11 protein-coding genes are annotated in these 24,318 nt (G+C 48.1%); all 11 read right to left on the bottom strand.

Translation table 11 applies throughout. The features are described 5' to 3' along the window. Positions 1 to 61 precede the first annotated feature (61 nt). The gene (locus ACVBDY_RS08495) at positions 62 to 2,761 is read right to left on the bottom strand and encodes an alpha-d-galacturonidase (RefSeq protein ID WP_447175041.1); all 2,700 of its coding nucleotides are present in this window, start codon (positions 2,759 to 2,761) and stop codon (positions 62 to 64) included. Between the two features lie 214 nt (positions 2,762 to 2,975). Further along, positions 2,976 to 3,896 (bottom strand): sugar phosphate isomerase/epimerase family protein, encoded by a 921-nt coding sequence (locus tag ACVBDY_RS08490; RefSeq protein ID WP_447175040.1) that lies wholly within the window; start codon positions 3,894 to 3,896, stop codon positions 2,976 to 2,978. A gap of 156 nt (positions 3,897 to 4,052) precedes the next feature. Continuing rightward, on the bottom strand, positions 4,053 to 5,174 hold the full coding sequence (locus tag ACVBDY_RS08485; protein ID WP_447175039.1) for a sialidase family protein: 1,122 nt from the start codon (positions 5,172 to 5,174) through the stop codon (positions 4,053 to 4,055). Positions 5,175 to 5,363: 189 nt separating this feature from the next. Then, a complete protein-coding gene (locus tag ACVBDY_RS08480) occupies positions 5,364 to 8,126 on the bottom strand; it encodes a glycoside hydrolase family 78 protein (RefSeq protein ID WP_447175038.1) in 2,763 nt (920 codons plus the stop codon). An 11-nt stretch (positions 8,127 to 8,137) separates the two neighbouring features. After that, entirely contained in the window at positions 8,138 to 9,748 is a 1,611-nt protein-coding gene (locus ACVBDY_RS08475; RefSeq protein WP_447175037.1) for an MGH1-like glycoside hydrolase domain-containing protein, read from the bottom strand. Positions 9,749 to 9,819: 71 nt separating this feature from the next. Further along, the gene (locus ACVBDY_RS08470) at positions 9,820 to 12,276 is read right to left on the bottom strand and encodes a glycoside hydrolase family 95 protein (protein WP_447175036.1); all 2,457 of its coding nucleotides are present in this window, start codon (positions 12,274 to 12,276) and stop codon (positions 9,820 to 9,822) included. 127 nt (positions 12,277 to 12,403) lie between these two features. After that, on the bottom strand, positions 12,404 to 13,852 hold the full coding sequence (locus tag ACVBDY_RS08465) for an alpha/beta hydrolase family protein (protein WP_447175035.1): 1,449 nt from the start codon (positions 13,850 to 13,852) through the stop codon (positions 12,404 to 12,406). Further along, positions 13,849 to 16,671, bottom strand: coding sequence for a glycoside hydrolase family 78 protein (locus ACVBDY_RS08460; protein ID WP_447175034.1), 2,823 nt, complete (start codon positions 16,669 to 16,671; stop codon positions 13,849 to 13,851). The genes ACVBDY_RS08465 and ACVBDY_RS08460 overlap by 4 nt, the downstream gene beginning before the upstream one ends. Then, complete coding sequence (locus ACVBDY_RS08455; RefSeq protein ID WP_447175033.1) at positions 16,671 to 19,388, bottom strand: glycoside hydrolase family 43 protein; 2,718 nt, start codon at positions 19,386 to 19,388, stop codon at positions 16,671 to 16,673. The genes ACVBDY_RS08460 and ACVBDY_RS08455 overlap by 1 nt, the downstream gene beginning before the upstream one ends. Before the next feature lie 229 nt (positions 19,389 to 19,617). After that, a complete protein-coding gene (locus ACVBDY_RS08450; protein ID WP_447175032.1) occupies positions 19,618 to 21,048 on the bottom strand; it encodes a glycoside hydrolase family 140 protein in 1,431 nt (476 codons plus the stop codon). 6 nt (positions 21,049 to 21,054) lie between these two features. After that, positions 21,055 to 24,201, bottom strand: a complete 3,147-nt coding sequence (locus ACVBDY_RS08445) for a DUF6298 domain-containing protein (RefSeq protein WP_447175031.1) — start codon at positions 24,199 to 24,201, stop codon at positions 21,055 to 21,057. Between the last annotated feature and the right edge of the window lie 117 nt (positions 24,202 to 24,318).

The following is a 24,318-nucleotide window of genomic DNA, read 5'->3' as shown; positions in this document are numbered from 1 at the left end:
GGGTTGCAGGTACTCGTTGCAAACGAGCATCAGGTCAAAGACAAACTTAATAACCCAGTAACTAATAAAACAACCAATCTATAGCTTTCTTCTCGTCTGCCCCGACGAGTCCGGCATCACGGTCCTTGATCTCCTGTTCCGCATCTATAAACCCGAGAATAAGGGCCCGGCCTTTGTCCAGTACCAGTTCGTTATTCCCGGCATCGAATTTATAGGTATGTATGTTTATTCTCGGCATATCTTTTACTTCCATTGCGTTGGCTATGACTACTTCGGCTTCTCCCCGCAGGTTTCCTGCCGCATTGGTTTCGAGTACAGGGGGTAATAAAAATCGTTTTTGATCGGTATTGAAATACCCGACCACGACTTTTACGGGTTTATCATTCTGAAATTTAAGATGTGTTCCCCGTTCTATCTGTTCTTCCTGCGATATATATACGCCTTCGAGCACTTTAAGTTCGTCAGCTATCGCTGTTACGGGTATTCCTTTATATACCTGCTGACCTGTTTTTACCACATACCTTTTTGCTTCCTGTTGCAATGTTACTTCTGCGGACGCCCAGGGATTTACTTCTTCTTTTTGTAGTTTTCCGTCTTCGGATGCTTTAAGCCTTTCTATATTTCTTTGAAGGTTAGCCAGTTCTCTTTCGTATAACGGCAGCATTTCTTCCCAGGTTTTGTGCTTGCCATCGTCTCCGCCTATCGGTATACGTCTTTGGGCGGTTTGCATACTATTAGCATACAAGTAATTATCTTTAGTTAATTCTACTAATTCTTTATAGTGTACTATACTCTTTTCCAGCGGATCTACGGCTTTTTCCAGATCCGGCAGGTTTTCGGAATACTGGTAACGCAATACGTGCTGCATGGATTTTACTTTCCACGAAAAGAAATTGGCGAAGGCCCTGTAGCAGTACATGTCGTTTTTAAGCCTTTGGAATTCTTCCTTATTTTTGGTTACCCCGGCTTCGGCTTTTTCTATGGCTTCGACCGCTTTTTCGCCATGTGCCGTAATTTCACTGATAATCTGTACCGGGGTCTCTCCTGTATGCTTCTCCCCGTTCCATTCCTTTTCGGCATACTCGATGAGCTTTTCCCCTACGGGACCACAGGATTCGTAAAACCCGGGATAAATATGATATTTATATGGATTTACAAGCTGGCTGGCCAGCATACCCAGCAACAGGGTTTGCCTGTTACCCTCGGTAATACCGAACCTTCTCAGTGTTTTGGGGGCTATTTCCCCGGATTCTTCATAGGCATCGAGAATAGCCTTACCTTGTTCCGGGCCTGTTCCGTACATGTCTGCCAGCATATCGCCCCAGTAGGCAATTTCGTCTGTCCTGTTTCTTTCGCTTTTCCAGGCATATCGCGCCCAGGCCTTGTACCATATCCAGTCGCGCTCTATTTCCAGTAAACGGGGTTCGGTTTTGTCGGCTGTATAAGGCCAGTCCCAGTAAGACGCCTGCGGGTACAGGTGCAGGGCATTGGCGCCGTGAACGCGATGCATAGCGAGTACGCTTTTCTGAATGAAATCGGGCGAACCGTAACGGAAAGGTTCCAGGTTGGCCAGGATATGTACATTGGAGATATGTACGGAACCTGCTTCACTCAGCTTTTTATGAATTTCGGACCACGGGCCACGCGGTTCGTAGGTAGTGAGGGACTCCCCGTTGTATTTATGAGTTGTATAGAGATTGTTATATAGGGGCAACGCATGTTCCATGACCAACGGCGCGTCGGTATCATGGGCCCGGAGAATAATAGGCGGTTCATCTGTACGGCCCAGCGCTTTAAGTCCATCCTTAACCCCCGGAATGATGGTTTCGGTAAACCACTTTACATCGGTTTCCTTACCGCTCATGGCTTCGCCGAGGGCTACCAACAGCCCTACATTGGGATATTTCTCTATAAAAGCGGCAATGGATTTCCTGGTGTAATCGGCTATCAGCGGGGTTATAGGCCGCTGCCTGTCCTGGGTCTTAATATCGTAATGCTCGGCAAAGGGTTTGGACACGATAATGTTGTAGAACATTTGTATGACCCAAATCCCCCTTTTGTTGGCTTCTTCGGTAAGAAAACGAAAGATCTCCTCGTTTTTCTTAAAGGTTTCTTCGTCTACTTCTACGGCAAAAGGATAGTCGTTCAGCTTTACCAGGGAAGCAAACGGGTGGCCGTTCCACAGGTAAAGGGAGTTCATCCTGTTTTCTACCATATTGTCGAGATATTCGATCCACAACTCTTTATCGTAAAACCAGGGAAAGGTTTCCGGGGTATAGGGGTATTCGTATACGGTCCTGCCGGGAAGATAGGTGGGTTTCTGTACCCCGATACAACTACCGCGAAGTACCATTTTGGGGGCATCGGAGAAATCGAGCGTAAAGTCCACCTCACCGGATTCTTTGACCCGGTCCGCTATTTCCAGTGCACCGTATAAGGCTCCGGAAGGGTCTGCGCCTTCTAACCGTAACCCGTTTTTTGTTGCTGCAATGCGAAAACCTTCTTTTTTAAGTGAACTATCTCCGGCATTCCGGATGTAAATTGTTTTTGCATTCCCGGAAAGCAAGGTGGTATCTGATAAAATATCGGTTTTATAACCTGCTTCCTGTAATGCTTCCGAGAGTTTTTCCGCTCCGAATTTTATTCTCGGCGAAGCGTCAGCGTCGTAGACAACAGTTACCTGCTTTTTTTGAGAACAGGACAGGAATATCATGCTCAGGATGAGGATAAAGTACGGTTTGTATGATTGGGTTTGTTGCATTTTGATTTAATATTACAGGTTACAAGTTGCAGGTTACAGGTTATAATTTTAGTCACAAAGCCAAAACGGAGGTGGCTGAGTGTCCCGAACTATGTTCGGGATGTATCGAAGCCCCGGGTTGTTGCAGGCACTCGTTGCAAACGAGCACCTGGGAGCCTTTTCTTTTTTCAATACATAAATCTTACGCCTAACATCTAAAATCTCATATCTACCCTTACTGAAATACCGATTTCAAATAGGCTACATTGGCGCCGTAGTTGGCTTTTACGTTCCTTACCATGTTTACATCTCTTGACCTTTCTACGATGAGCCATCCTTCCCACTTCATTTTGTCGAGGGTTCTTTTTATTTCGGGCATATCTATCTGTTTATCGTTTTCCAGCCATACGCCATCGGTATTGGAACAGTGTATCTGGGCGATATGTTTTTTTCCAAGTATACGAAGTTCCTCGCTAATATCTTTTCCGTGCTCTACGGCATTGGCGAAATTGAAGGAACTTTTGATGTACGGGGAATTAACTTCTTCCAGGAATTTTTTTTCTTCAGTGGCATCAAAAGAGGTTTCCACGGCGATGACCCCACTTATCTTACCTGCTTTTTCTCCTGCACTGCGGAGTCTTTTCACGATTTTGGGGCGCAATTCGGAGTGTTTTACCATATCGCCCTGTACCCCGAGTGGTAAAAAGGCTATTTTGACATTCATGGCTTTCATGGCATCTACCGTATCCTGTACCATACGGTCTACCGTAGGACGTTCGGCAAAGGACTGGGCATAAAATCCGGACATGGCTATGGAACTGATACCTACACCGGTATTCCGGGAGGTTTCGAGGAACTGTTTTACCATAGCGGGATCGGACAGTTTACTGTCAAAAGTTTCCCTCGAACCGAGTCCGCCCATATCCAGTTCTATACCATCGGCATGTATTTCTTCTGCAAGAGAAAAGGCACTGAGTTTTTGCCTTTTTAATATCATCCAATCGCACACAGCTATTTTATACCGCTGCTTTTTGATATTTCCAGTCAGCGCCTCTATCGGGTTACCGTATGCCCCGACTACTACTATTCCTGCCGTAGCCATGGAAACGGTTTTCAGAAAGTCTCTTCGGTGGTTTTGTTTATGCTGGTTTTTCATTGTTTGGGTTATCAGGTTTCAAGTTACAGGTTTACAAAACGAGGTGGCTGAGTGACAGCCGCAGGCTGTTGTACCCAAGCCACCGGTTTGCAGTCTAAGCCAAAGCAGAGGCGGCTGAGTGTTCCGGCGGAGCCGGAATGTATCGAAGCCCGGGTTCTACTCCCCCCTCCCTGTTCCCGGCCATATACCGTTCTCTATAGGATAAGACACCATTTTATCAGGGTCTATTTTTACGTATTTTATCTTTTCTCTTCTCCAGGTATATACGATATGGATCATACCGTCCGCGCCCTGGATTACGGAGGGATAGGAATACTGACTGATCTCGGAGTCTTCGAGGATAAGGGATGCTTTCCAGTTGATACCGTTATCCGACAGGGAAACATGTAAGGGAGTCCTCGGGCCTTTTACTTTTCCGTCCGGTGGCAATACGTGATTGTATACCAGCAAATGTCTTCCGTCTTGCAGGGTCACGGCATCGGTGCCGGAGTTATTGTTAGGCAGGTCAAGCAATTCCCAGTTTGACCAGGTTTCCCCGTAGTCTTCGGACCAGGACGTCCCCAGTGCCCTGTTTCGCGTACGGCAGATGATCTGTAGTTTTCCGTCTCCGTGTTTGAGTATGCTGGGCTGAATGGCATTTATGGGCTCCGGTCCTCTCGGGATGGTATCGGTCATGCTCCACGTTTCTCCGAAATCGGGGGTGATCTCCATACGCACATGCCAGCCGTTTCCTTCGGTACTGGTAGGGCATACGAGCTTACCGTTTCCGACAAGTTCGGGTTTATTCTTTACCGGCCCTATATATCCTTCGGGCAGTTCTTCGGGCTCGGACCAGGTTTTTCCGCCGTCGGAAGAAGTCATTTTTAATCCCCACCATTCGGATGGTTTAGGGCCTATTTTATAAAACAATAACAGGTCGCCATCGGGAACCTGGTACAAAACGGGATTCCACGACGGGTAGCGCAACGTATCGTTTATCACACCATTGGCCACTTCTATGGGTGTACTCCAGCTATCCCCGGTATTACGGCTTACCCATATACCTACATCAGGATTGCGCTCCTTGGTGCCGCCGAACCATGCGGCTACAAGCCCGTCCGGAGTTTCGGCTATGGTTGCGGCGTGGCATGAAGGATACGGTGCTTCTTCATAAATAAATTCGTCGGTTACAATCCCTTTCCTCCAGGTCTCTTCTTCAGGGGATGTCTTGTTTTCGGTCTTGCAGTTATACAAGGTCAGTGCAACACATACGAATGCTGCAATACGTAAGGTTTTCATGTATGTTTTTATTGTTTTTTAATGGTCACATGGAACCTTTGATGATCAAAATAATCATTATTTTGTGTATTAAGGATTATTTTAATCATGTCGGTTTCATCTTTTTTGTTTTTATGGCTATCATCTGTCGCTGCTAATGTAAAAAATACATTTATTAAGGGTATCCTGCACTGTCCCGACTTTACCGTTTTATCCGTCGATACGGATCGCATAAGTCCCCGAAGGCAATTTCACAATGATCTTCTCCTGTTCCCGGCGATAATCTATTCCGCTCCGGTTTAACTTTTTCTTATCGATCTTCACCTTTTCCGCTTCTTCTCCGGGAAGATATACTTCTGCCGATGTGTCCGGCGGAATGGTTACCTCCCATTGCAGTTTCCCGGCTTTTTTGTGCCAGTGGCTTTCGATAGGTCCTCTCACGGAATTGTAAGTTGCGGACACTTTATCCAAACCACTGTCAAAGGCCGGCTTCATTATTATCTTCTTAAACCCCGGATAATCCGGAGCGCTTTTTATTCCGGCGAGGTCTTCGTAATACCAGATCAGCAGATCGCCGAGCAGCATAACATGGTTCTGCGAGTTCATTTTGGGACTGGCGGTATTACCATTCCACAATTCCCATATGGTAGTAGCCCCGTTCTCTACCATGTATCCCCAACCCGGATAGGTGATATTGGAAGCCAGTCGATAGGCAAGATCGGCCCTTCCGTATTCGGTCAGGGTACGCATGAGGAACTGTGTACCTATAACCCCGGTACTTATATGGCCGTTATTGGTCTGTTCTATGGTATTTATAATATTGCCGAATACTTTTTCCCTTCGGTCCTTCGGTGTCATTCCGAAGGTCAGGGGCAACAGGTTTGCGGTTACGGTGTTATTGTCGTACTGATTGTTTTCTTCATTGAAAAAACGGGACTGGAAGGCAGATGTCATATCTTCCATAAGGGTCTGGTAATGCCTGATGTCTTCCTGCGGAGCGTCTATTATCCCGGCAAACCTGGTCATCAATTGCAGCAGGTATACATAATAGGCCGTAGCCAGTAATACCCCGTCCGTTTTACGCGCGGGATCTTCGGAATGGATAAGTTCCAGGGATTCCGGGGGCACGCACCAGTCGCCATACTTGTCTTTGGTCATCAGGCCTTCGTTGAGATAGTTGGCTTCCATATACCGCATCCATTTTTTCATGGAGGGGTAATGCGCTTTTATACTCCTGCTATCCGCATATTGGGAATACAGCATATCGGCCACGGTAAAATAGGTCGCGGGCCAGGTAACATTGTCGCCGTAATACCTCCAGAAAGCGGGAGCCACATCGGGGATACCGCCGTCTTCGGTCTGGGCATTCCTGATATCGTGGAGCCATTTGGCATAGAGGGTAGCGTTGTCAAAAACAAAACTTTCCCCGTAAGCCCCGGTAGCCCTGTCACCCAGCCAGGGTTGTCTTTCGTTGCGCTGCGGACAATCGACCGGCATCCCTTTATAATTGCCTCTTATCCCCCAGTAGGCATTCTCAAAGACCCGGTTGAGGGTGGCGTCGGAAGTCTCGAAAGTCCCGGTGGTTTCCATTTTATCATATACTACTCCCCCTTTGAAATTCCGTAACGCGGGCTTTCCGGGAAAACCTGATATTTCCACGTAGCGGAAACCGTGATAAACAAAAGTGGGCTGCCATATTTCTTCTCTGCCTCCTTTCAAAGTATATACGTCGGTTACTCTGGCATCGCGAAGGTTTTCGGTATAGAGCGATCCGTCTTCTTTCAGGGATTCTGCAAAACGCAGGGTTACGCGGTCGCCCCGGTTGCCGTTTACTTTAACCTGTAACCAACCTACCATATTCTGGCCCATATCGAGAATATACTTTCCTTCGCCATGCTCTTCTATGGCAATGGGATCAATTTCTTCCATCACCCGCATTCCCGGGGTCATCTGTGCTTCGTAAAATCCGCCGGGCTCCTGTACATAGTTCGCATTTAACCAATGACTATCGTCATAACCCGGCTGGTCCCACCCGAGTATTTCCTTACGGGCATCGTATTCTTCGCCGTCATACTCATTATTTGTACGAATGGGACCGTCGGCCGTGAGTTTCCAGCTTTCGTCCGTTTTGATAACTTCCCGGCTGCCGTCGGTGTATTCTACATCTAACTGCATGGCCATTTTCGGGAATCCGAAAGTTTTTATTTTGTACGGTTTGTAATGCTGCCGCATGGTAAAATACCTGCCATTACCCAGGATGGTCCCTACGGCATTTGTACCGGATTTGAGCATGGGAGTGACATCGTAGACGTTATATTTCACATTTTTGGTGTAATCGGTAGGTACGGGAGCCAGTACCTGGTCACCGACTTTCCGGCCATTGATGTAGAGCTCGTACATACCAAGCCCCATGATATAGACTTTGGCTTTACGCACTTCTTTTTTAAGGTCTACTTCCTTGCGGAGATAGCGTGCAGACAAACGGGAAAACTGTGTTATGCTATCCCACGGAAAAGCCTTGTCCATACCTATCCACCGGGTGGACTTCCATTCGGCATAATTCAGTATACCCATACTCCAATAGGCCGGGCTGCTCCAGGAAGTTTCTCTGTTACCGGTCCACACTTTTACTTTCCACCAGGCTTCCTGCTTGCTGTGCAGGGGTTTGCCTTTATAGGTTATGTAGAACGCATTTTCGTCCTGTACTTTTCCGCTATCCCATAGATCGGCTTCGTTGTTTTCGAGTTTTTCTTTGGTAGATGCCACCAATACCCGGTAAGCCGTGCGGCGGATATTTGGTTCATTGGTCCCTAACTGCCAGCTCAACCTAGGGTTTACTACATCAATGCCCTCTGGATCGGTAAGCATTTCACATTGCAGGCCGATTGCGCGTACACCGGTATCGTCCGTAGCTGCACAAATTGTTGTCAGGCTGATCAGGCAATATATCAGGTAAAGGATACGGGTGTGCATGTTATTTATTTTTATTCTGTTATGATCTTCTCCAATTGCCCGGTTGAAGCTATTTCCTTCCCGTTACGGAATACACGAAAGCCTTTGCCCTTATGGTACTTCTCCCCGGTTTTATCCCATAGGATGGTGAGAATGTCTCCGTGATACAGTACATTATCCAGGCAAAACCAATCCCATGTATCCCGAGGGATAAGCGGGCTCACTTCAATTTTGTTGTCTTCCCTCGGGCGTAGCCCTATAAGACCGTTAATGATCAGGTCGTTAAATGTGGAATGATTGTAATACCTGCTTCTCTCCCGGTCTCCCATTAACCAGTACCCGGTAGTTTCGTCGAGATATTCCCCTATGTATGGTCTGCCACGGTAATACTGACTTTCGACATACAGGTTCATATGTTTAAAATAATCTTCCTTATTTACGTAGTCCTGCTTATACCCGTTGAGTACATTGGCCATAGCCGTCAGGGTCTGGGCAGTGGCAAAAGGCCATACGGCACCGTCCCATTCGCAGGTCCCGGAGCCATGGGTACGAAAGCGGGGGCTTCGTCGCTCGGCGGTAGTAAGGCCGAAAGGAGCGAGAAAACCTTCCTCTTCTTTCACTTGCTGCCACGCTTCTTCATAACCCTTACCCTGCTCCGGGAGGTTAAAATACCATGGGATAAATCCTATAGCTTCTCTTACGTTTGCAGAGCTATCGGCCTGTTTATAGGTTTCGAAAAAACGATCGGAACTGTTCCACAGGGTATTTTGGATTAATTGTCGGAGGGTATCCGCTTTTGCATCGTACAGCCCTGCAAGCCCCATATCACCTTTCAGTTTGGTTATGCTGGCAATAGCCCGTGCATTACCATACATATAACTGTTTATGGTGGGGCGTACATTTCGCTCATGACGGCTTCCGCTCAGAGATTCTTCCATACCGTCCTTAACATCATTCTGCCAGAACAACCCGTCGGGGCGTTTCCTGTTCTCTTCCCACCCCTTATACTCATCCACCAGGTCGGGCAACATATCAAACAAAAATTCCTTATCGCCGTTTACGAGGTAAAGGTCATAGAGGGAAGATGCCGTCCAGCTACTGAAAGAGTTCAACTTTTTCATAGGAGCGCCATCATTTCCACGGTACCAAAGGTGTACATCCTGTTCTATGTATTCCGGGTTGTGCAACCAGCGGAATTCGCGAATATGATGCCCGAGGGCGCAGCTTATCAGATTGTACTTATCGGCATATGAACGCTCTACAAGGAACTCGGTAATACCATAGCCTTCGGGAGTGTTTTTAATATGTTTACGCACACTCCACCAACGGTAATAATACATTTCTTCGAAATTGTCCTGCGGACACTCGAATAGCGGAATATTGTCTTTCATCCACGCCCAGGCACTATCGTTGGGTATGGCCTGACGGATGTTCTCGTCTTCCATACGGTTAAAGTATGCTGCGTAATGTTCAAAATCTTCCGCTTTCAGCACGGCAGGTTTTCCGGCCTGCCCCTCCGTACCGCAACTGATTGTTGTAGCGATAATGATGATGAAGAGGTATTTAATAAGTTTCATTTTTAGTTGTTTCAGGTTACGGGTTACGGGTTTCAGGTTCCAGGTTGCAGGTTGCAGGTTAGGCATTGGTTTTCAAAGCCTCTACAGAGGTGACTGAGTGTTCCGAACTCTGTTCGGAATGTACCGAAGCCACCGATCTACCCTCCATAAACCGTATATATTTTTCCTGCTACGGTCCGGAGATCGTATTCTTTATACCGGGGTAACTTTACTTTGTTCAGTTTGGATTTATCTGCTATAATGGGTTCGGCTACTTCGGGAATCGTAAAAAACGGGTTCGGGTTTTCTCCTTTTGCTCTTTGGAGGTTTTCTCCTTTTAACCCGGTTGCGGAACGCAACCTGAGGTTTCCCCCGTTTTTGGATTTTACAACAGCTTTATGGAGTTTACCGTTTTTCCAGGTCATATCGAGTATAAATCCTCCACGGGTTACCAATCCTTTGACTTCGCCGTCTTTCCAGGCGGAAGGCAATGCCGGAAGCAGGTGTACGGCACCTTCCTGGCTTTGTATGAGCATTTCGGCTATACCGGCTATACAGCCAAAGTTTCCGTCGATCTGGAAAGGCGGGTGTGCATCGAACATATTGGCATAGGTGCCCCCTCCTTTTTTTCCGGGGACTACCAGGCTAAGCTGGTCCTGTAATAGTTTGTACGCATGGTCGCCGTCGAGCAACCTGGCCCACAGGCACACTTTCCATCCCATAGACCACCCGGTGGATTTATCCCCGCGAAACTTTAAGGATGTTTTTGCGGCATCGAACAGTTCCGGGGTGCGGAAGGGGGAAATCTGGTTACTGGGAAACAGCCCGTAAAGGTGCGACACATGCCGGTGTTTATCTTCGGGATCGTCCCAATCGTGCATCCATTCCTGCAACTGGCCGTGTTTTCCTATCTGCATGGGAGCAAGCCGGGATTTGGCTTTTGCCAGTTCGGATGTGAGATCCTTATCTGTTCCCAATATCGCAGCTGCTTCGGCAACGTGGGTAAACAGATCGAATACAAGTTGATTGTCCATTGTGGTCCCGGCTGCAACCGATGCTTTTCCGCCTTCTGCGGCATGGGTATTTTCGGGAGAAACGGATGGTACCACCACCAGCCAGCCATGCTCGGGGTGCGGTACCATAAAGTCAAGGAAAAACCGGGCCGATCCTTTCATTACAGGGTATATTTTTTCCAGGTACCCCTTGTCTCCCGTAAAAAGGTAACGGTCCCATAAGTCCTGGCAAAACCACGCTCCCCCGGTGGGCCACATTCCGGATGCGGCCATGTCTATTGCCCCGGTAAAGCACCATATATCGGTGTTGTGGTGCAGTACCCAACCGTCGGCATCATACATGACCCTGGCGGTTTCTTTCCCGCTTTCGCTCACTTCTTCGGCCATCTGCACAAAGGGCTCATGCATTTCGGTGAGATTGGTGGATTGTGCCGGCCAGTAGTTCATTTCGGCATTGATATTTACGGTGTATTTACTTTCCCAGGGCGGAAAGAGCTGATCGTTCCAGATGCCCTGTAAATTGGCAGGTTGTCCGCCGGGTTGTGAACTGGATATCAGCAGGTACCGGCCGAACTGGAAATACAGGGCGGCAAGCTGAGGATCGGATACTTCGGAAAAGTTTCTGATCCTTTGATCGGTAGGTAGCTTTGCGGCATCGGTAATTCCGAGATCGAGAGACATCCTGTCCATAAACTTTCGATAATACGCGGTATGTGCGGAACGGATATTGTCAAAATTTTGAGCCAGGGCCTTTTGGAGAAGGTCCCTGCTCTTTTGTTCCTGGTCTGCGGACAGTTCTTTATAGTTCTTAAAATTGGTGGCTATGGAAATATACAGGGTGGCTTCGTCTACGTTGTCGAGACTCATAATGCCGTTTTGTACGGTAATTTTTCCTCCCCGGTGTGTTGCCGCCAGCCGGCCCATAAACTTAACTCTTCCTTTTTGCCCTTCTACGGTACTGCTAACCCCGGAAAGTACGAGCTGGTCTTCGTCGGTATAGGGGTCGGTATGATCGAACGGGCTGTTCATAGAAAGATTACAGGTAATACTTCCCCGTTGGTCGGCAGAAAGCTTAACGGCTATAACATCGGTCCTGAAGGCGGTGATGATCTCTCTCGTATAGGTTACATCGCCTGCTTTATATTTTACGGTGGCAGTAGCATTGGCAATATCCAGGTCCCGGTAATAATCGGTATATGTCGCATGCCCGGGAAAGGAGATATACAAACTGCCAAAGGTCTGGTAAGGCATCCCGTTATTGGTCGTAGCCATCATTTCCTTGTTGACCAGGGCATCGGCTTCCTTATATTTCCCTTCGAAAATAAGTTTTCTGACCTCGGGCAATGCCTTTAGTGCTTCGGGATTAGCATTGTTATTCGGTGATCCGGCCCATATGGTTTCTTCATTCAGTTGAAGGCGCTCTATGGCAGGGTCACCGAACACCATGGCCCCGAGCCTGCCGTTACCCAGCGGTAGGGCTTCGTTCCAGTTTGATGCGGGTTTGTCGTACCAGAGTTTCATCCGGTTTTCCGGGGATTGTGCATGCAGTGTAGCAATTCCGGAATAAAAGGTTAATAGTAATACGATGTGCAATAGTTTCATCGGGATATTTGTTTTTTATTGTAGTTCTTAGTTGTTAGTTCGTAGTTGTTAGTTCGTAGTTTGTTAGTTATCACTCTCCCGAGTTTCGGTACGGGAAAACGCCGAAGGGTTTGCCCAGGGTTGCTGATTAGAGCGCTTTTTTGTTTTCTTTTCCAAAAAGTTTATATAGCGCATTAATATCTTTCAAGGCATTTGCCGGGAGTTTTTCTCCGTTATCACCGAATACTTTCAGGGTGTTCTCTTCTTCTGCCACGCAGGCTGATTCGTCTATTTCTCCTTTACTGTTCTGTACTTTTTTCAGATCCAGATCGAGGTATTCTGTCATAAAACGGTATACGGCCATTCTTTTGGATTTTCCGTAATCGTGACCTTCGTCGGGGAAATGGGCATTGCTGACCCGGTCTTTTTTGCCGTAGAAACCATATGTGCGTTGGATAAAGGGAAATTCGAGTTGGGGGACGGCATGGGTCCAGTCTTTTCCGTCGGAAACTACAAGCTGTGGCCTCGGGGCTGCCATAGCGGCGATCTCGGCATTATTGGTCCCGTTGCCGCAAAGGTGCAGGGGCTGACCACTCTCGCAAGGACAACCACCGGAAAAATGTGAGGAAACCATAACTACGGGGGCAGATGCTTTTACCCTGTCGTCCAGCGCAGTGAGGAACATGGTATGTGAACCTCCGCCTGAACCTCCGGTTACCGCAACCCGTTCCGGATCAGCATGGCGCAGGGTAAGCAGGTAGTCCAAAAGGCGCATGCCATCGAGTACCTGTACGGTTGCCGCAATACTGTTATGATGGTATTTGTAAGGAAACTGCAATTGTGATTCTCCCCAGCCAAACAGGTCAAAACCGGCTACTATAGCGCCCATCCTTGCCAGGGTGGCGCTCCTGACCTGCTGACTTTCCCGGTATCTTCCCTGGCCGAAATGCCCGTTGGGACATACAATAACCGGGTGTTTTCCTTTCAGGGGATACGGTTTGTATACGGAACCTGTGGCATATACTCCCGGGAGTATTTCGAGTGCGATATTTTCCACGCTATAGCCATTATAAATCCGTTTTTTGGTAAGGACCGGTTTGGTCCCGGGCGCTTCCGGGGCTTTATCGAGCCACAGGGCAGCATACATACAGCTTTTAAGGGAGTCCTTGCGCTTTTCCCAGCTATCTTTGTCATTATACAGAGTTTCCAGATATTGCAGGCGCTCTTCCCCCACGTTTACGGAACGCCGGGGATATTCGAACTTCCGGATAATGTAGACGGAATCGGACTCCTTAAAGAAAGTCAGGTCGAACGGGGCGAGAATATTGGTAAGAGATATTTCCGGGTGTCCGTAGCGTATACGCCAGTCGGCATAGTCGAGGTTCTTGTCTTTCAGAAGTCCTCTTTCATCTTCAACTGTTACATTAAATATTCGTTCTATCTTATTAATAGTGTGCAAAATAGGTTCATTGTATTTACTATCGGAGTTTTGTGCAAACAGTTTACTGCCATGAGCCAGAAGGAGCGGCAGGATTAAAAATATTCCTCTCCCCGGCATAGCATTTATACGTTCTTTTTTTATCTTTTTCTTATTCATAACCCGTTTTTATGTGGCGGTTCCAATACATATTCTACCGTATATTTTCCTGAACCGAGATGAAACGAAGGTAAATTACTACCTGTTATCTGATCGCTCTCCCGTATGATTTTCCCGTTTATGGTTATCCCTTCGGACTGTGCCCCGGGGAGTTTTACCGTGGCGGTGGTATTTGCCGGGATTTCGAATGTGTACTTTACGGTATCTCCTTCCCGGTGCCATTCGGAATGTATAGGGCCGTAAATGGAATTATACCCGGCTTTTACATAGGTCAGATCGCCAGTAACTTCAGGTTGCAGGAAGAAATGCCGGAAACCTGGTTTTTCTTTATCGGGAACGATTCCTCCCAGGCTGCGGAAAAACCATTCTTCTATCTGTCCCATCATAAAATGGTTGAGGGAATTCCCTTTCCGGGGGTCCCACTGCTCGGTGAGTGTCGTTAATCCGAACTTGATCTGGAACCCGTAACCAGGGGTGTCGTAATGATTGTGCATTTTATACAGCACATCGTTATAACCGTTGCGGGCAAGTACCTGGTACAGGTAACGGTTACCCACATCGCCGGTAGTCAGGCGATATCCGTGTTTCCGGATATCCGCCAGGAGGTTTTCCAGTACTTCCTGCCTGTTCTCTTCCTTTACGATATCCATAAAAAGCGGTACGGCATTACTGAACTGGCTGCCGGTACCGTATTGTCCGGTCGCGGGATCGAAAAACTCACGGTTGAAGGCTTTGCGGATCGTTTGGGCAAGATCTTTATATTTTCCGGCATCTTCTGTTTCACCAAGCATGCCGGCCGCTTTGGCCACCAGTTCTGCTCCCATGAAATAGTGGGATGTGGCAGACAGGGCAACGGGACTGTTTTTGGAATACCCGGCAGCATGTTCGCCATAGTCGTACCAGTCTCCCAGCCCATGCGATACGATATGACCAGTGGCAGTGGTTGTAAGGTAATCGACATACTTTTTCATGACCTGGTAGTACTTTTCGATAAGCGATGTATCACCATAGTATTCGTAATACATCCAGGGCAGCATAATCCCTGCCACTCCCCACTCGGGCGAATCGGTAAAGTCTCCTCCGAAGACAATATACTCGGGGGCGATATTGGGAATAAGCCCGTCCGGTCGTTGCGCATCGGCTATGTCCCGCATAATCTTCGGGATAAAGGTTCGCAGGTCGTAATTGTAAATGAGTCCCGGGCCGTTAAGGTGGGTTTCTTCGAGCCAGCCGAGCTTTTCGCGATGCGGGCAGTCCGTAAAAACACTTTGGAAGTTACTTTTTACGGCATTATCGATAAGCTGGTGTGTACGGTTGAATATTTCGTTGGAAGAAGTAAAACTCCCGGTATTTTCGGCAGAATTATATACAAAGAGTGATTTAACTTCAGAAATGGTTGGCAGGGTATCATTACGGGCTTCAGGGTAATTGGCGCCTTCGAGCTGGACGTATTGAAATCCGTAATAACTGAACCGTGGGCGCCAGGTTTCTTCGCTATCTCCCTTCAGGGTATACTGGTAATAGTATGGCTTTCCGGAACCACCTTGTGCCACGGTACCGTCGTCTTTGCGTGATTCTCCCACCCATATACGTACGGTCTGCCCCTTTTTGCCTTTTATTTTAATTTGGGGGAAACCGGATATGTTCTGCCCCATATCCAGTACATATACACCGGGAAGGGGTTCGGTCTGTTCTTTCACGTCATACTCCCGCAATACTTTTACAGGTGGCGCGGTCTGCGGCCTTAATGTTCCTTTGGGGGCTTCCTGTATAACTACAGGTTTCCAGCCTCCTCCCCGGAACCCGGGACTATCCCAACCGGGTTGTTCAAGCCGGCCGTCGTAATCTTCACCTCCGAAGATGCTGTTGAACACTACCGGACTGGAAGCATATTTCCAGGAATCATCGGAACGGACCACCTGTTCGGTTCCGTCCGCATAAGTAATCTTCAAACGGAAGAACAGGGTAGGCGGTCCAAAACTGACGTAAAATTTGGAATATCTTCCTGCCAGGGTGTTGTACATGCCATTGCCGAGCATCACTCCCACTACATTTTCACCCTGGGTCAACTGACCGGTGACATCGTAGGTATTGTAATACACGGTTTTATCGTAGTCGGACCATAAAGGGGCAAACTCACTACCTCCTGTTTTCTCCCCGTTGATAGTGAGTTCGTACTGCCCCAATCCACTTATGAAAACTATGGCTTTTTTTATTTTTTTATCGTTTTTCCACGTCTTTCGAAGTAGGATGCTTCTACCGGCCAGGGAGTCCGCGGCAGCAACGATGGAATCTCTTTTTTTCTTTTTAAGGGTTGGTGTGTGGTAATTTCTGCCTTCCGGCAGATCGCTGTCTTCTTTCCGTATGGCTCCTATCCACCGGGCTTTCATCATATTTTCTTCCGGGGCCTGGTACCAGGTGTTTACCGCACTCCAGGGAGATTCGTTCCCCCGGTTATCCCATACTTTTACTTTCCAGTAATAATACTGCTCTCTCTGTAATGAATTGCCTTTGAAGGGTATCCTCTGGCTTTCTGACGAATTTACGGTACCGCTGTCCCATACATCACCCTCCTCTTTTTCCAGTTTTTCCCTGGTGGTAGCTACCAGGATGCGATAGACAGTTTGTAGGACGTCTGTTCCGGAGGCCTGTAACTGCCAGCCCAGACGGGGATGCTGTGTGGTAATTCCCATCGGGTTTGCTCCTGCTTCACAGGTAAGCCGTATCGCTTCGGGAGAAGTGTCTTTGACTTCTCCGCATGCCGATAAAAAAGCTGTACAGGTTAAAACAAGGATAATATGTATACAGTATGCTTTCATCAAAAGTTTTCAGTGGTCAGAGATTCCAGCAGAAATACTGCTTCGGGTATTTGTTTGCCGGTATCGGGCAGGTCATCGTAATTATCTGCGGGTGTATCGGGAGTAGGGAAATGACGCTGTTCGCCGGTACGGAACATGATCCTGCTGAATTCCGCCGTGGGGGCGTAGAATATCCTGGTCCCTTTATCTTCTCCATTGATTTTCATCGTATAGGAACGTGTAGCTGCATCGAGGGTCATTTCTATGGTATAACGCCGGTTTGCCTCGTATTCCAACAGGTTTTTAAACCGGGCCCCTGCCTTGGTCTTTAATATGCCATCCTTGTCAAATATAAGCCGGACGGACGGTAATCCCTTTTTGTCCTGGAACTCGATTTGCAGGAGCCCCTTGTCGTTCTGTCCGGGCACAACTGTAAAGGACGTTTTTAAACGGGATGTTTCCGGGATCACCCGTTCTGCCCTTGCATAATCGAAAGCGTCCTTGTCCCGGAGCGACAGGTGTTTTTTACCGTCTTTTCCTTTTTCTACACCCACAGGAGCTAGTACCAGATCGTAAATGTTCCAGTTCCGGAGTTCTTCTCCGTCGGGTAATTCATTAAAAACATCTGCCGCATGATTTTTTGCCTTATCGGTTAACGGTACGGGCACCGAGGCCACCCATATGTCTTCTTTGTTCATACTGTAGGTTACCCACAGGTTTCCGTCAGGAGGGGTACCGTTGCCCTCTGTTATGCCTCTTACGTATTGTGGGCCGTAGGATTTGTAGTTCCCGCCGTAACGCATAGGGGTGATCTCCCCGTGAACAAGCATAAGATCGGTATATTCGAGACCGTCCTCACTGGTGGATACGGCCAGGGGCCAACGGTATTCGGACGGATTGTAAACCGTGGAGAATTTACCGTCGGATGTTTTTTGTCCCCATATCTTGGCATTGCTGTTAACAAAGCCCGGAGCCCGCAGGGGATGATATTCCCAGCTTTTGCCACCGTCGTTGCTTATTGAGGTCAATGCATGTTTCCACAAGCCTACTACACGCCCGTCATTGAGGTGGTAATAACTGAATGCCTTAAATTGTTTTTTCAGCGGTATAAGAGGATCATCGCGATCTGCTTCTTCTACCCATTGCTGCATCATCAGGGGTTCGGACAGTAATTCGTCGCACGCTTTTACAAACCCCTTGTCTTCGCTTTCGGTATAGAATGGATAAACGGATTTTGAAGTATCCCAGGATTTGTTATACCTGATAAAATAAATAGGGCCGAATGTACCGTCGTTGTATATTTCCCTTACGGCACGGCCTATCCCCTTTCCGTCGTTGGGATCGTCTTTTTCGTCCAGGGCAATACCGTAATAAGCAAGCGTAAGCAAACGTCCGTCCGAAGCTACATAGAATCCCATACGTTGATGCATAACGGCATCGAGGTTTTTGGCCACCCCATCATATCCCTCTTTTTTCCAGCCGTCCGGAATGCGGTATGGCGGGAACAGTACCTGCGGTTTTCCCCAGGTATTTCCGTCGGGAGATGTCACGAGAAAAGTTTGTCCGGGGGGAACGTGTTCGCCCACCGGGTCGCTAAGATATTGTAAGAAAAACGTATTGTTCCAGTGGGCCAGGTTGGGTGCGTGATTATAGGTCCACCCAAAACCATCTGCCTGACCGGGATGTTCCCTGCTGGCCCGCATAACCTGCCTGGCATGTACGCCTACAGCGAGTGGCAACTGCCCGTGATGGTAATCGATGTTGGACAGGGTTGTGCCGGTATAATGTACGGTATCCTGTGCTTTGTTGTCCTTTTGTTCGTGTTTTGCTATAAGTTCCTTCAATACTTCTTCGGAAACGGTACTGATGGTTCCATGCTTATGTCCTTCGGGCAGGCTGATCTGCTGGTGTATGTCTTCGAAAGATGTAAAATCGGTCGTGGAAACGGCACCGTAACTTTTATCCCCGTACTGGTCGTAATAAATAAGCCATTTATTGTCTTTCTCTAGCACGGTTGGGCCCTCGGTAAGGAAATCCGTCAGGGGTTCGGAAATATTATCGAAGGGTCCCAGCGGTGTTTTTCCGAAAGCTACCCGCATAGCCCTGACGGGACGGGTATTGTCTTTCAGCACCAGTACGTAATCATCTTTTCCCCTGCGGACAATCACGGCGTCTATAACACTAAACCCGGGATCGAGAAAAAGCTTGGTGTCCGAAAAGGTTTTGAAGTCCTTCGTGGTCACATAATACATACGATGGTTATTCTTTTCTTCTTCTTCCCCTTTTTCAAAACGGTGCGGTATGGTAGATGCCCAGATGATAATATACCGGTCTTCGTCCTTATCATAATAAATTTCGGGTGCCCATACGTTTACAACATCGGATTCGTGCTGCATAACGGGGATATATTTTTGTTCTGACCAATGGATAAGGTCGCGCGAACTGGAATAACCGAAGCCGTTACCTCCTTTCCATTCCGTCGTCCAGACCATATGGTAAGTACCGTCGGGACCTTTGACGATGGAAGGATCGCGCATAATACCGCTTTCTCCTGTTCCGGGTTCCAGGTAGGGGCCGCCAAGGTCTTCCCAATGATTACCGTCTCTACTATAGGCCAGGTAGAGCCCATCGGTAGCAGGTTCGCGGAACGAGGTGAAAATATATATTTCATCGTCTTTCCCGGTAGTACAGGAAAAAAGGAAAAACAATGCTAATAGGCTATATATAAAGCGGGTCATTTATGTGTTCTTTATCGTGCCTTTATGTTGTTGGAGCACGTGATTTTTAGTTGGTTTTTTTTGAGGGACACCCCTCTGCCTTCGGCATCTCCCCTCAAGGGGAGAGGTTTGTTCTGTTTAATTAAAATCTGAATGCGAGGCACCCCTCTGCCTTTGGCACCTCCCCCGAAGGGGAGGAATTCTTCTTTTAATTTCATTATCGCATTTGCTCATTTGCTCATTATCAAATTTAAACCGAAGTGAGTATAAGTACCCAGTCGTTACCATCTTCTTTTTGTCCGGGCGGGTCGAATTCCTGTTTCCCGGTGTTGTCAAATGTTCCTATATCCTGTGTCTGTCCGTCGCGGGGGTTGTACCATTGTGTTTTTACCTTCTCGCCTTTTATTTTCCCCATATTGAGGGTGATGTTTCGTCCGTTGCAGGTATACACCAGGACGTAATCCTCGCCACGCGTAGCGGTCTGGTAGTCATGCCGCTCTCCCTGGTCGGCCACGAGAGACTGGTCAGGTATCCTTTCGAAATAGGGAAACTGCAGCATTAGTGCTTTCAGGTATTGCATTTGTTTTGCCCCGGGGTCGTTGATGGCATCGGTCCAGTATTTTTTGTTACCGTAAGCGCCTTCTTTGTCTACGGGCCGGTGCATCTGCATTACGGCACTGTGCCCGTAAGTGTAGCCTGCTGCTCCTGCAAAAACAGACCAGTAGCCATACCTTCGTACATCCTTGTCTTCCCAGAAAGGTTCTTCCGGATCGTGCAGGCCTTGTGGTATGCCTTCATAGGAAGGTTCGCCGTCTACGGTAGGCTTAACGGGCTTCCTGTTATAGTCCGCCTGTACGTACCGCCAGTTGTCCTCGCCATATTTTCTTTCGCTGTCGTCCTGGTCATATCTTCTGTGGCCGGACTGGAACATATTGAAATCGAGCCAGGATTTGTCGTGGAACCAATCGGATGACTGCATACGCCCCCGGGGATGGAAGGTTAACAATTTGTCCGGATTTTCTTTTTTCAGTGTTTCTCCTATGGCATTCCAGACATCGGTGTATTCGTTCCCGAAGGTATCGCCACCATCCAGCCAGATGATATTATTTTTGTCTTTATATCTTTCGGCAAGAAAGGATGCGTATTTACGGGCATCTTCCACACTTACCTTTCCGGTTTTGACATTCGATCCCCATACGGGTACCAGGGCCATGTACAGGCCTTTATCGGCCGCACTTTCCACAGCATAATCGACATGGTCCCAGAAATCGTATTCTTCTTCGTTTTCAAAGGTATTACCGGGTGTAACGACCGACCGGGCGACATTCTGTTTTACCAGGGCGGTATCTCCGTAGACATTGACAGCATCGAGGGAGTGCAGCACCATCACCTGTATGACATTGAATCCCTTGGCTTTCCGGTCTTCGAGATATGCATCTGTTTCTTCCCTGTTCAGTTTATTGAACAGTAACCATGCGGTATCTCCCAGCCAAAAAAAAGGTTTTTCGTCTTCCGTAGCAAAAAAGCGATGGTTACCGGATATTTCTAGTTTGGGAACATCCTGTACGACTACAGTAGTTTCTTTTGTTTCCTTTTCTTTTTTCTTTTCGTTACAGGAAAAGGCCGTAAGGGTCAATAAAGCTATAAACAGCAGGTATGTACTGCGATATTTACGGGTCATGTTCTGTTATCTTTTTACGATGAATATTAGTTTGTTGGTTTCGTCAATAGTATGTTCTCGCCCTCCGCGCAGCGTGCTTTTCCTGGTCGCTTTTCCGTCGGACAAATCTACCTGGTACAGATCGTAATTTCCCCTGTAGTTTTCCAGGTTGAGCGTATAGATCGTTTTATCCGTGAAATACAGCAGGTAACTGTTTCCTTCGTCCTGTAGTGCCCAGACAGATTCCGGAGTACCTTCTTCTACAGTCATTCGCGGAAGGGCGGTGTAAAACGAGGTTAAATTCACTTCGGGGATTGCGGGTAGCGAGCCTCCGGCCATTAAAACAGGCCAGCCGAACCTTCCGGAACCCGGGGTGGAATAAATCACGGCTTTACCGGGATATTTATTGCGGTATTCACGCACGGCACGATATACCTGTCCGGGAGTCTCTTTACCAGTTTTCATTTTGCGGGCATGTTGCCGCGGAGCGAGGTTTTTGCCTCCTTGAGGAGCATAGGCACTACCGTCCTGTTTGTAGTGCCAGTAACGGATGTCTATGACATCTACAACTGCCGATCGTTCGGGGTCAGCCAGTATGGCATCCTGTACGTCTTTGGTAGCGCTAAGGCCTATCCATTGGCTTTGCCCGTTTTCTTTTTCCCACCGGGCCACAACATCGAGCCAGAATGCCATGAAATGTAAGGGGCCTGTATACTCGGCGCTGGTAAGCTGGATAACATTGCTGTTCCCGGCAAAGTTTTCCAGTCCTTTACGTATGTATTGTTCGTGAAGTTTCCGCCGGACCGGGTGGTTTACGTCATAAAACTGCTCGGCCAGGAAGATGCGTTTATCCCCTGCATACGGGGGCGGCTCGGGAAAGCCCGTGTTGTTTATATTGTTGGCTGGACGCCAGGGCGAATCGGCCCAGTGGGCTCCTGCTTCGAGAATATTGTGCTGAAAATACTGCTGATGTACGAGCAGTTTGCCCTGTTGCTCTGCTTTATCCGCGAAGCTTTTGAGCCTGTTCCAGTACCAGTCGTTATAACGGGTGAGGTCGTATTTACTGAGCCTGTCCCAGGCTTCTCCCTTTCCGCTGCGTGCAAAGGGTTGTTCGTAAAAAGGCGGCCAGCCATCACCATTGAAACGTCGTACACGTTCGTGGTCGTCCCTTCTGCGATCGTACCAGAGTCCGTAATTGTGTTCTATACCTGCTACATTATTAGTGGTCATATAGGATACTACTTCATCCAGGTTATCGGTATAGCCCGTGCCGGTATAGCCGGGTGTAAAACGGGTGATATGGGGAGTAGCCTGGACTATATCTCTTTTGCGCAGGCTGCCCCGCCACCATTGCACGGTATGGCGTGTCCCGGTAAGCAGCTTTCCTCCGGCAGTAAGCCAGCCGTTTTCCAATTGTATTTTTCCGGGAACAGGTACTGTTTTTTTATGTGAAGAGGAAATAACGTCTTCTACATTTTTAACTTTGTGATGTTCCGTGGGCACGGGATTCCTCTCCGAAGCTTCGTCTATCCAGCCGGAAAGTTCCATATTCTTCCGGGTGGCCAATGCGGTGAGTTCGGCTGCCTGTTCTATAGTGGGACTGGAGGATGGTTCGGTGCCGAGGTCTATGATATACGGATCGTAAGGCAGTTCTCCTAGCCGTTCTTCTAACTGGCTGTAGTACAGACTCCGTGGTGAAATATGGCCGTTAACTTCTTTCCAATAGCCGTTCCCGGAAAATTGCCCCCAAACGCCGAAAGCCCAGTTCCGGGAAGTTGGCGGACTGTAACATTCTATTTTGGAAGCGGAACTCTCCCAAAACACGCTGTTTGAAGCTGTCCACCCGGTTCCTCTGCCGGCCTGTTCGCGGTTTTTGAGGCTCAGGGCATGGCCATCGATCTCCATGATATCGAATAATGCCCCGGAAACCCAGCTACCGGTGGTTCCGCTAAAGCTGTAGGGCAAATATGCCTTGCATTGTACAAAGGCGTTCGGCCCCGGGGTTCCGTAGCCCCCGACAGTAAAATCGTGATAGCCGTATTCGGAATAACAGCGTTGAAAGAGGGTTTGTTGTCCTTCGGTATAAAAGGTGTAACGCCGTGGCTCACCTATCTCGGAAACGGGATCGAGAGATTTGCAGTCTTCTACGGTAACTCTTTTTACTGTGGAAAGGAGTTTTACGGCTCCACCGGCAAAATGCCCGAAATTCACCCGGCGTACCCAGCTATCGGTTATATTTTCCATAATAACACCGAACCAGCGGTGTTGTTCGTCCTTTTCATTATCGGTATCGTATGCGGATGCCAGCCGGAGGTTCTCTACTCCGTTGTGCGAGGAACGCCTTGTCCAGGTATAGGGTATGACTTCTGCCGGACCGTACTGCGGGTCCAGGGCCTCGGTAAGGGGTACGTCTATAGTGATCGTATTACCGTTTACTTCGGTAATCTGCCTGCCCCAAAGGATATCGACATCTCCCGGCTTCCATCCTATCCACCCGGTCTCTCCGCCGAATTCTTCCATCTGAAGCGTTTTTATCCAGCTTTCGGTAGAGACCCTCCGTATGTATATTTTATCTCCTGCTTTTAATCCTTTTGTGCTTACAAGGGGAATTTCCACAGCATTTACGGGTACAAAAGTATCGGCCGTGGCAATGGTGTCCCCGTACTGCCTGTTGTCCCGTCCCTGTATGTTTATAACGGGTTCTCTTCTTTTTCCTTCCCCCACAAGTAATGTACCGTCCGATCCGGTGCCACTGCCCCTCAATACAACGCCGGTATAGGGTATTTGTAGTGAACCATACACGGAAAAGGTCCCTTTATCGAGTAATACGGCTCCGCGGAAACCGTCTTTATCGGGTTTCAAACTGCCTACATAGTCTATGGCGGATTGAATACTTGCGGTGGCATCGCCTTCTGTTACAGGCACAAAAACTTTTGCGGGCACACCGGGTATGGGTTTTTCGGATGCCATATATCCACAATAGGAAAAATCGGGGATGCGATTACCTTTCTCATCCCGGGTATACACGAGTTGTCCGTCATCTCCTTTCAGGATATCCGGATGTTTTACCTGGGCACAGATGGTAAAACAAAAGAAAAAGAAGGATGATAAGAGTAGACTCCATCCCCGAATATTGTGGTGAGTAAACATTAACGTATGAGGTGAGTGATACATTATTTCGTATTACTATTACTACAGAAAGACAGTAGAAGCCGGCAGACAGTTGTGCCGAAGCACACCGTACTGCCAACTATCTATTGCCTACACAACTAACTACTAACTCCAGATCTG

The organism is Sinomicrobium halophytocola (assembly GCF_052983395.1).
Note: the sequence above shows the minus strand (reverse complement) of the source record. Positions and strands in the feature narration are given on the sequence as shown.